Genomic DNA, 10403 nt, shown 5'->3' on the forward strand with positions numbered 1-10403 from the left:
GCGGCGTCCCCGCCCCGGGCGGATCGCCGGAGAAGCCGCCGCGCGGGCCGGGGCGGCGGTCGGCCCACAGCACGGTGCGGCGCAGCGCGATGGGCACCTCGGCCAGCAGCGGCGCGAACTCGGCGTCGGCGACGATCAGCGCGGGGCGCAGCTCGCCGAGCACGGCGCGGATCTGGCCCGCGCCGAAGCCGGTGTTGAGAAGCACGACCTCGGCGCCGCGCCTGCTGCACGCGACGAGCGTCTCGACCATGCCGCGGTGGTTGCGGCACAGCACGCCGACGCGCGGGCGGGGGCCGTGCAGCGGCAGCCCGAGGGCGAGGCGGGTGGCGCGGTCGTCGAGCTCGCCGAAGGACAGCACGCCCGCGTCGTCGATCAGGGCCGGGCGGGACGGCGAGTGCGCGGCGGCGGCGGTGAGGACGCCGGCGAGGGAGGTGCCCCAGCGGCGCAGCGCGCCGAGCTGGCGGCCGACGCGGCGGGGGCCGCCGGACAGCAGCAGTCCCGTGCGCAGCAGGAGGGCGGCGAGGTCGCGGACGTGCCCGATCCGCCGGCGCAGTCCCGGCCGGTATACGGGCCTCGCGTGCGTCACCGCGCCTCCTCCGGTGATTTCGAGCCACGTTACCCACGAGTCCCGGGCCGAACAAGGGCGCCGCCCGGTCAGTGGTTACTGACGAGTAGCCTTTCTGGTTACCTGCGAGTAGCATCGCGGGTGCGGGCACTCGTGCCGCCCGATCGACGGCCATCCGCTCCGAACGGACGCGCCGGGCGGCACGGGGCTCGACGCTTCCACCACACCGCCCATCCGCAGGGAGGACGACCCGTGCCTCGCACCGCACGCGACGTCGTGTTCGTCGACGGCGTCCGCACGCCGTTCGGCAAGGCCGGCCCCAAGGGCCTGTACGCGCAGACCCGCGCCGACGACCTAGTCGTCCGCGCTATCCGCGAGCTGATGCGCCGCAACCCGTCCCTCCCGCCGGAGCGGGTGGACGAGGTCGCGATCGCCGCCACCACCCAGACCGGCGACCAGGGACTGACGATCGGCCGGTCCGCCGCCGTGCTCGCCGGGCTGCCGAAGAGCGTCCCCGGCTTCGCCATCGACCGGATGTGCGCGGGCGCCATGACCGCCGTCACCACGACCGGCGCCGGCATCTCGTTCGGCTCCTACGACATCGCCATCGCGGGCGGCGTCGAGCACATGGGGCGGCACCCTATGGGCGAGGGCGTCGACCCGAACCCGCGTTTCCTCGCCGACAAGCTCGTCGACCCGTCCGCGCTGGTCATGGGCTCGACCGCGGAGAACCTGCACGACCGGTTCCCGCAGATCACCAAGGAGCGCGCGGACGCCTACGCCGTGCGCAGCCAGCAGAAGGTCGCCGCCGCCTACGCCGCCGGGAAGATCCAGCCGGACCTGGTCCCGACCGCGATCCGCTCCGCCGAGCAGGGCTGGGGGCTCGCGACCGAGGACGAGCCGCCGCGCCCCGGCACCACGATGGACGACCTCGCCAAGCTGAAGACCCCGTTCCGCGTGCACGGCAACGTCACCGCCGGGAACGCCGCGGGCCTCAACGACGGCGCGACCGCGTGCCTGCTGGCCGCCGAGGACGTCGCCCGCGACCTCGGCCTCACGCCGAGGATGCGGCTCGTCGACTTCTCGTTCGCCGGCGTCGAGCCGGAGGTGATGGGCGTCGGGCCCGTCCCCGCGACCGAGAAGCTGCTCGCCCGCAACTCCCTGACCATGGACGACATCGGCCTCATCGAGATCAACGAGGCGTTCGCGGTGCAGGTGCTGGCGTTCCTGGAGCACTTCAAGATCGCCGACGACGACGCGCGGGTGAACCCGTGGGGCGGCGCGATCGCGCTCGGCCACCCGCTCGCCTCGTCCGGCGTGCGGCTGATGAACCAGCTGGCCCGGCTGTTCGAGGAGCGCACCGACGTGCGCTACGGGCTGACGACGATGTGCGTCGGCATGGGCATGGGCGGGACCGTCCTCTGGGAGAACGTGAACTGGGAGGGCTCCAAGTGAGCGATCTGGCAGCGGTTTTCGGCGACGAGGTCGTCACGCACGCCTACGTCCGGGACGTGGCGCTCCCCCACGGCGCGGGCACGCTCGCGCTGATCACGCTCGACAACGGCCACGACCACACCAAGCCGAACACCTTCGGCCCGAACGGGCTCGCCGAGCTGGACGCGGCCCTCGACCGCGTCGCCGGACGGGACGACATCGTCGCCGTCGGCGTGACCGGCAAGCCGTTCATCTTCGCGGTCGGCGCCGACCTCAAGGGCGTGCCGCTGATCGCCGACCACGCGGACGCGCGGGCCATCGGCAGGCTCGGCCACGACGTGTTCCGGCGGCTCGGCGAGCTGGGCGTCCCGTCGTTCGCCTACTACAACGGCGCGGCGATGGGCGGCGGCGTCGAGATCGGCCTGCACTGCACCTACCGGACGATCTCGTCGGGCGTCCCGGCGTTCGCGCTGCCGGAGGCGTTCCTCGGCCTGGTGCCCGGCTGGGGCGGCACGTACCTGCTGCCGAACCTGATCGGCGCGGAGAAGGCGCTGAAGGTCGTCATCGACAACCCGCTCGCGCAGAACCGGATGCTGAAGGGCCGGCAGGCCTACGAGCTGGGCATCGCGGACGCGGTCTTCGACTCGGCCGACTTCCTGGAGGAGTCGCTCGCCTGGACGGCCCGCGTCCTCAACGGCGAGATCACCGTGACCCGGCCCGAGGTCGACAAGGGCAAGGCGTGGGACGACGCGATCGCGATGGCCCGCTGGAACCTCGAGGGCAAGCTGCACGGCGCCGCGCCGTCCTTCACCCGCGCGCTCGACCTGGTCGCCGCCGCGAAGGACCGGAGCCGCGACGAGGGCTTCGCCGCCGAGGACGAGGCTCTCGCCGACCTCATCATGAGCGACGAGCTGCGCGCCGGGCTGTACGCGTTCGACCTCACCCAGAAGCGCGCGAAGCGTCCCGCCGGGGCGCCCGACAAGTCCCTCGCCCGCAAGGTCACCAAGGTCGGCGTCGTCGGCGCGGGCCTGATGGCCTCGCAGCTCGCGCTGCTGTTCGCGCGCCGCCTGGAGGTCCCGGTCGTGCTGACGGACCTCGACCAGGCGCGCCTGGACAAGGGCGTCGGCTACGCGCACGGCGAGATCGACAAGCTGCTCGGCAAGGGCCGCCTCTCCCCCGACAAGGCCAACCGGCTGAAGGCGCTGATCACCGGCTCGCTGACCAAGGACGCGTTCGCCGACGCCGACTTCGTCATCGAGGCCGTGTTCGAGGAGATGTCGGTCAAGCAGAAGGTGTTCGCCGAGGTCGAGGAGCACGTCTCCGCCGACTGCGTGCTCGCCACCAACACCTCCTCGCTGTCGGTCACCGAGATGGCCGCGGGGCTGCGGCACCCCGAGCGGGTCGTCGGGTTCCACTTCTTCAACCCGGTCGCGGTGCTGCCGCTGCTGGAGATCGTCCGGGGCGAGCGGACCGACGACGCGGCCCTCGCCACCGCGTTCGCGACCGGCAGGGCGCTGAAGAAGTCGTGCGTGCTGGTCAAGGACGCCCCGGCGTTCGTGGTCAACCGCGTCCTGCTGCGGCTGCTCGCCGAGATCGTGGCGACGGTCGACGAGGGCACCCCGATCGAGGTCGCCGAGCGCGCCGCCGCGCCGCTCGGCCTGCCGATGCCGCCGTTCGTGCTGATGGGGCTGGTCGGCCCGGCGATCGCGCTGCACGTCAACGAGACCCTGCACGGCGCGTTCCCGGACCGGTTCCCGCTCTCGGACAACCTGGCGAAGATGGTCGCGGCGGGCAAGCGGGGCGTCTACCTGCCGGACTTCTCCCTCGACCCCGAGGTCGTGGCGATCTTCGGCGGCGGGACGAGCCCGTCCACCGAGCAGCAGGTCCTCGACCGGGCGCTCGCCGCGCTCGCCGACGAGATCCGGATCATGCTGGACGAGGGCGTCGTCGCGGCGCCCGAGGACATCGACCTGTGCATGATCCTCGGCGCGGGCTGGCCGTTCCACCTCGGCGGCATCACCCCGTACCTGGACCGGTCGGGCATCGCCGAGAAGACGACCGGGCGCCGCTTCCTCGCCCCCGGCACGGCCTCGCTCCCCGCCTGACGCGGGTCGCCCACCGCCCGCGCGATCGCGGGCGGTGGGTGATCATAAGCGGCGCGCATCCGGGCATAGGGGTGTCATAACGACGTGACGCCGAGGAGCGACGATGAACCTGCTGCGCACCAAGTCGGTCGAACAGTCGATCAAGGACACCGAGGAACCCGGGCACCGGCTGCGCCGCGACCTGTCCGCGCTCGACCTGGTCGTGTTCGGCATCGGCGTCATCGTCGGCACGGGCATCTTCGTCCTCACCGGGCAGGTCGCCAAGGAGAAGGCGGGCCCGGCGGTCGCGATCTCGTTCATCCTCGCCGCCGTCGTCTGCGCGCTGGCCGCGCTGTGCTACGCCGAGTTCGCCTCCACCGTCCCGGTCGCGGGCTCGGCCTACACGTTCTCCTACGCCACCCTCGGCGAGTTCCCGGCCTGGATCATCGGCTGGGACCTCATCCTGGAGCTGGCGCTCGGCGCGGCGGTGGTGTCGGTCGGCTGGTCGGGGTACTTCGCCTCGCTGCTGGACAGCGCGGGCGTGCACCTGCCCGCCGCGATCCTCAACCCGCCGGGCAGCAGCGGCGGCGTCGTCAACGTCCCGGCGATCGCGCTCGTGCTGGTGGTGACGGGGCTGCTCGTCCTCGGGGTGAAGATCTCCTCGCGGGTGAACGCGGTCGTCGTGGTGGTGAAGGTGTCCGTCGTCCTGCTGGTCATCGTGGCCGGCCTCTTCTTCGTCAAGGGCGAGAACTACCACCCGTTCATCCCGCCCTCGGAGCCGAACCCGTCGGTGAAGGGCGCGGCGGCGCCGCTCATGCAGGTGATCTTCGGGATCACCCCGGTCAGCTACGGCTGGCTCGGCATCTTCGCCGCGATCGCCATCGTCTTCTTCGCCTACATCGGATTCGACATCGTCGCCACCGCCGCCGAGGAGGCCCGCCGCCCGCAGCGCGACCTGCCGATCGGCCTGATCGGCTCCCTCGTCATCACCGCGCTCCTCTACGCGGCGGTGTCGACGGTCGTCGCCGGGATGCAGAACTACAAGAAGCTCTCCGACGCCGCGCCGCTCGCGGACGCGTTCAAGGCCGTCGGGCACTCCGTTTTCGCCACGATCATCGACGTCGGCGCCGTCGTCGGCCTCATCGCCGTCGTGCTCATCCTGCTGCTCGGGCAGAGCCGGGTGTTCTTCGCGATGAGCCGGGACGGGCTGCTGCCGCCGTGGCTGTCGGTCATCCACCCCCGGTTCGGCACCCCGTGGCTGTCGACGGTGATCATGGGCGGCATCGTCGCCGTGCTGGCCGGGTTCATCCCGCTGGCCAAGCTCGCCGAGCTGGTCAACATCGGCACGCTGTTCGCGTTCCTGCTGGTGTCGGTCGGCGTGCTGATCCTGCGCCGCACCCGGCCCGACCTGCCGCGCGCGTTCCGCACCCCGCTCGTCCCGGTGATCCCGATCCTGTCGGTGCTGGGCTGCCTCTTCGTCATGATCAACCTGCCGCTGGAGACCTGGTACCGGTTCCTGGCCTGGATGGTGGTCGGCTCGATCATCTACTTCGGCTACGGCCGGTACCACAGCCGCGTCGGGCTCGCCGCCGCGTCCGATCGGTCCTGACGGGGCGCGCCCGAGCCGCCGTTAAAGGATCCCGTGACCGGTGTCACGGTGTTCTTTTGGCGTGGGGGTCGGCACAATACGCGCATGGCTACCCCTGTGCTCGTCGCGGTGATCGGCTCCGGGCCCGCCGGCATCTACGCCGCCGAGGCCCTGGTGAAGCAGACCGACGGGAACGTCCGGGTGGACGTGTTCGACCGGCTGCCGACCCCGTACGGCCTGGTCCGCTACGGCGTCGCCCCCGACCACACGTCGATCAAGTCGATCGCCAAGTACCTGCAGCGGGTCCTGGAGAACCCGGCCGTGCGGTTCTTCGGTTGCGTCGAGCTCGGCCGCGACATCACCCGCGCCGACCTGCTCGACTGCTACGACGCCGTCGTCTACTGCACCGGCGCGATGGTCGACCGGCAGATGCGGATCCCCGGCGAGGAGCTGCCGGGCAGCATCGCCGCCACCGACTTCGTCAACTGGTACTGCGGGCACCCCGACGCCGCCGACCACGCCTTCGACCTGTCGGTCGAGGAGGCCGCCGTCATCGGCGTCGGCAACGTCGCCGTCGACGTCGTGCGGATCCTCGCCAAGACGGCGGAGGAGCTGCGCGCCACCGACGTCCCCGAGCAGGTCATCGACGCGCTGAGCAGGAGCCGGGTGAAGCGCGTGCACATGATCGGGCGGCGCGGGCCCGCGCAGGCGAAGTTCACCACCAAGGAGGCCCGCGAGCTCGGCGAGCTGGAGAACGCCAGCATCCACGTCAGCCCCGAGGACATGGACCTCGACCCCGTCAGCGCCGAGCTCGCCGAGAACGACCGGCACGTGCGCGGCAACGTCAAGGTGCTGAACGGCTGGACGGGCGAGCCCGCCGCCGGCCGCGCCCGCCACATCGACGTCCGGTTCTGGCGCGCGCCCGCCGAGATCCTCGGCACCGACCGCGTCGAGGGGCTGCGGCTGGAGCGGACCGCGCTGGACGCGTCGGGCCGCGTCGTCGGGACCGGCGAGTTCGAGACGCTGCCCGTCGGGCTGGTGCTGCGCTCGGTCGGGTACCAGAGCGTCCCGCTGGAGGGCGTCCCGTTCGACGAGCAGTCCTTCACCGTGCCGAACGACGGCGGCCGCATCCTCGGCGCGGACGGCTCCCCCGTCCCCCGCGAGTACGTCGCCGGGTGGATCAAGCGCGGGCCGTCCGGCGTCGTCGGCACCAACAAGTCCGACGCGGCCGAGACCGTCCGTCACCTCCTGGCGGACCTGGAGGGCACCGACACGGCGCCCAAGCGCACCATCGAGGAGCTGCTCGAGGCGCGGGGGCTGCCGGTCGTCACCTACAACGACTGGCTCAACCTCGACGCCGCCGAGATCGCCCTCGCCCGCACCCTCGACCGCGGCGAACGCGTCAAGCTCGCCCGGTGGGAGGCGATGACGTCCGCCTGCCGCGAGGCGGAGTAGCCGCCCGGTGGTCCCCGCCTCCGGCCCGCGCCGCCGATCCGGTCGTGGACCGGTGAGACGGAAGAACCCGCCGGGAAACTAGTGACGAAAGCGTGCACGGACCGCTACCGTGCGCCTGTGACCGTCGGTCCTGAACTGTACGGGTTCCCCCCTCCCGAGACGGTGCCAGACCTCAGGTGGCTCGGACCCGACTACGTCTCCGTACTGGTGTACGACCTGACGCAGGGACTGCTGCGCCAGGACCCGCGCACGTCCGTGATGGGCGTGCGGTGCGAGGGCGAGCCCCGGCTCGCCCCGTCCGTCGACCCGGCCGGGGTCATCCGCGCCCATGACGCCTGCTTCCCGCTCCAGGTCTACGTGCAGGACGGCGCCGGGCGGCCGTGGCGGCTGCGGGGCCGGTGGACCTACTCGGGCCGCGAGCTCGGCACCCGCGCCGCGTCCATCACCCACTTCTGGCAGCTGCTGTCCGCCGAGGGCATCTGACGCGCCCCCGGCGGCGCTCCCGGGGGCGTCAGTCGGAGGTGGCGGGCTCGGGCGCGTCCGCGGCGGTGACGCGGGCGACGGCCTCGGTGATGTCGCGGGCCAGGTCCTGCGAGGTGAGGCCGCAGTCGGCGAGGATCAGGTCGCGCTTGGCGTGGTCCAGGAACTCCTGCGGGATGCCGAAGGTGCGGACCGGGGTGTCGACGCCCTCGTCGCGCAGCAGGCGGGCCACGGCGTCGCCGACGGCGCCCACGCGGCCGTTGTCCTCGACGACGGCGACCATGCTGTGCGCGGCGGCCGCGCCCGGCAGGGCCGGGTCGAGGGGCTTGACGAAGCGCGGGTCGACGACGGTGGCGCCGATTCCCTGGGCGGCCAGGCGCTCGCCGACCTCGACCGCGGCCGTCGCCATCGCGCCGACGGCGACGATGAGCACGTCGGCGCCGTTGGCGCCCTCGTGCCGGGCCAGCACGTCCATCGAGCCGATGCGGTCGACGGCGTCAAGGTCGGCGGCCACGGCGCCCTTGGGGAAGCGCAGCGCGGTCGGGCCGTCGGAGACCGCCAGGCACTCGCGCAGCAGCTCGGCGACGCGGGCGCCGTCGCGCGGGACGGCGATCCGCATGCCCGGCACGAGCTGGAGCAGCGACAGGTCCCACATGCCGTTGTGGGACGGCCCGTCGTCGCCGGTGACGCCGGCCCGGTCCAGGACGAACGTGACCGCCTGGCCGTGCAGCGCGACGTCCATCAGCACCTGGTCGAACGCCCGGTTCAGGAACGTGGCGTAGACCGCGACGACCGGGTGCAGGCCGCCGAGGGCGAGCCCGGCGGCGGACGTCACCGCGTGCTGCTCGGCGATGCCGACGTCGTAGATCCGGTCCGGGTAGGCGGCGGCGAAGTCGGCCAGCCCGACCGGGTGCAGCATCGCGGCGGTGATCCCCACCACGTCGCGGCGCTCCCGGCCGATCTTGACCATCTCCTCGCTGAACACGTTGGTCCAGATGCGGCCCTTGGGCTTCTGCACGCCGGTCTCGCGGTCGTACGGGCCCGGCGAGTGGAACTGCTCCTCCTCGTCGTTCTCCGCGGGCGAGTAGCCGTGTCCCTTGCGGGTGATGCAGTGCACGATCACCGGCCCGCCGAACGCGTGCGCCTTGCGCAGCGCGTGCTCGACGGCCTGCTCGTCGTGGCCGTCGATGGGGCCGATGTACTTGAGGCCGAGGTCCTCGAACATGGCCTGCGGCTGCAGGATGTCCTTGAGGCCCTTCTTGATCCCGTGCAGCGCCTCGTAGGCGACGTTCCCGACGACGGGCGCCCTGGGAACGGTCCTTTTGACGAGGTCGAGGGCCTGCTCGTAGGTCGGGGTGACGCGCAGGGCGGCCAGGTGGCTCGCCAGCCCGCCGATCGTCGGCGAGTAGGAGCGGCCGTTGTCGTTGACGACGATGATGACCCGGCGGTCCTTGCCCTCGGCGATGTTGTTGAGGGCCTCCCAGCACATGCCGCCGGTGAGCGCGCCGTCGCCGACGACGGGCACGACCACCCGGTCGCTCTCGCCGCGCAGCTCGAACGCCTTGGCCAGCCCGTCGGCGTAGGACAGCGCGGTGGAGGCGTGCGAGTTCTCGATCACGTCGTGCTCGGACTCGGCCCGGCTGGGGTAGCCGGAGATGCCACCGCGCCGTTTGAGCAGGGTGAAGTCGTGCCGGCCGGTGAGCAGCTTGTGCACGTAGGACTGGTGCCCGGTGTCCCACAGGATCTTGTCCTTGGGCGAGTCGAACACCCGGTGCAGCGCGATGGTGAGCTCGACCACGCCGAGGTTGGGGCCGAGGTGCCCGCCGGTCTTGGCGACCGCGTCGATCAGGAAGTCGCGGATCTCGTCCGCGAGGCTCGACAGCTGCGCGGCGTCCAGTCGTTTGAGGTCGTCGGGACCCTTGATCGACTCCAGCAGGCTCACGCGTGTCAACTCCTCCGTCGGGGACCGGTTCCCCTGGCTCGGGCCGTTCCGAGTTTAATCCCGGTTCGCCCGCGACGCGCCGAAGGGGACCTCCCCGCGGGGTGTGAAACGACTGACCCCGGCGAGGCCGATGGGGTAGGAAAAGAGCATGGCCGTCGAAGAGATCGTACTGCTCAACGCGGATGACGAGGCGGTCGGAACCGCCCCCAAGGCCGCGAGTCACCATAGAGACACGCCGTACCACCTGGCCTTTTCCTGCTATGTGGTGGACACGGAGGGTCGCGTTCTGATCACTCGCCGCGCCCTGTCGAAGCGGACGTTCCCGGGCGTCTGGACGGGCAGCTGCTGCGGCCACCCCGGTCCGGGCGAGGGGCTGCGGGACGCCGTGCTGCGGCGATTGCAGGACGAGCTGGGCATCTCCGGCGTGTCTCTGACATCCGTCCTCCCGGCGTTCCAGTACCGGGCGGTCGCCGAGGACGGCACCCTCGAGAACGAGCGCTGCCCGGTGGTGCGCGCCGACGTCCCGGCCGGCACGCCCGTCCGCCGCAACCCCGACGAGGTCGAGGACGCCGAGTGGTGGACGTGGCGGCAGTGCCTCGACCTCGCCGGCCGGCCCGAGTCCTCGCCGTGGTACCGGCTGCAGCTCGAAGAGCTGGCGCCGCTCGGCGAGCCGCGCGACTGGCCCGACGCGGGCACCGCGACGCTGCCGCCCGCCCTTCCCTGGTAGCCGCGTCCCTGGTAGCCGCGGAGAGGGGCGGGGGGACCCCGTCCGCAGGACCATTCCGGGGGCCGGGCGCGCGCCGCGCGCCCGGCACTTTGCCGGTATCCGAGTGATCACTTTTCCGTCCCCGGTGT

At 72.2% G+C, this 10403-nt stretch carries 8 protein-coding genes; 6 read left to right on the top strand and 2 right to left on the bottom strand.

Annotated elements, in window-relative coordinates; all coding sequences use genetic code 11:
* A partial coding sequence (locus tag ABZ914_RS38260; protein ID WP_500199330.1) for an AMP-binding protein occupies positions 1–586 on the bottom strand: 586 nt, incomplete at its 3' end.
* Positions 587–817: 231 nt separating this feature from the next.
* Here ABZ914_RS38260 and ABZ914_RS38265 point away from each other — a divergent pair.
* The 5 genes from ABZ914_RS38265 (at position 818) to ABZ914_RS38285 (ending at position 7609) form a co-directional block, all read left to right on the top strand.
* Positions 818–2020 (top strand): thiolase family protein, encoded by a 1203-nt coding sequence (locus tag ABZ914_RS38265; protein ID WP_500199331.1) that lies wholly within the window; start codon positions 818–820, stop codon positions 2018–2020.
* Positions 2017–4104, top strand: a complete 2088-nt coding sequence (locus ABZ914_RS38270; protein ID WP_500199333.1) for a 3-hydroxyacyl-CoA dehydrogenase NAD-binding domain-containing protein — start codon at positions 2017–2019, stop codon at positions 4102–4104. The genes ABZ914_RS38265 and ABZ914_RS38270 overlap by 4 nt, the downstream gene beginning before the upstream one ends.
* A gap of 103 nt (positions 4105–4207) precedes the next feature.
* Positions 4208–5692 carry an amino acid permease gene (locus ABZ914_RS38275; protein ID WP_500199335.1) on the top strand — a complete coding sequence of 495 codons (1485 nt, stop codon included), beginning with the start codon at positions 4208–4210 and terminating at the stop codon, positions 5690–5692.
* Positions 5693–5776: 84 nt separating this feature from the next.
* Positions 5777–7126 (top strand): FAD-dependent oxidoreductase, encoded by a 1350-nt coding sequence (locus ABZ914_RS38280; RefSeq protein ID WP_500199337.1) that lies wholly within the window; start codon positions 5777–5779, stop codon positions 7124–7126.
* Positions 7127–7243: 117 nt separating this feature from the next.
* On the top strand, positions 7244–7609 hold the full coding sequence (locus ABZ914_RS38285) for a hypothetical protein (protein ID WP_190857449.1): 366 nt from the start codon (positions 7244–7246) through the stop codon (positions 7607–7609).
* Between the two features lie 28 nt (positions 7610–7637).
* Here the strand turns inward: ABZ914_RS38285 and dxs are convergent, their stop codons facing one another.
* Complete coding sequence (dxs, locus tag ABZ914_RS38290) at positions 7638–9548, bottom strand: 1-deoxy-D-xylulose-5-phosphate synthase (protein WP_190857451.1); 1911 nt, start codon at positions 9546–9548, stop codon at positions 7638–7640.
* Positions 9549–9696: 148 nt separating this feature from the next.
* On the opposite strand from dxs, the gene idi reads away from it, so the two are divergent.
* The gene (gene idi / locus ABZ914_RS38295) at positions 9697–10275 is read left to right on the top strand and encodes an isopentenyl-diphosphate Delta-isomerase (RefSeq protein WP_190857452.1); all 579 of its coding nucleotides are present in this window, start codon (positions 9697–9699) and stop codon (positions 10273–10275) included.
* The last annotated feature ends 128 nt before the right edge of the window (positions 10276–10403 follow it).

It is taken from the genome of Spirillospora sp. NPDC046719 (assembly GCF_040645715.1).
Classification (GTDB): domain Bacteria; phylum Actinomycetota; class Actinomycetes; order Streptosporangiales; family Streptosporangiaceae; genus Spirillospora.

What these genes read in the sequence shown, in the direction of transcription:
- ABZ914_RS38275 (WP_500199335.1), top strand. Translation starts at nt 4,208, where the DNA reads ATGAACCTGCTGCGCACCAAGTCGGTCGAACAGTCGATCAAGGACACC.
- ABZ914_RS38280 (WP_500199337.1), top strand. Translation starts at nt 5,777, where the DNA reads ATGGCTACCCCTGTGCTCGTCGCGGTGATCGGCTCCGGGCCCGCCGGC.
- idi (WP_190857452.1), top strand. Translation starts at nt 9,697, where the DNA reads ATGGCCGTCGAAGAGATCGTACTGCTCAACGCGGATGACGAGGCGGTC.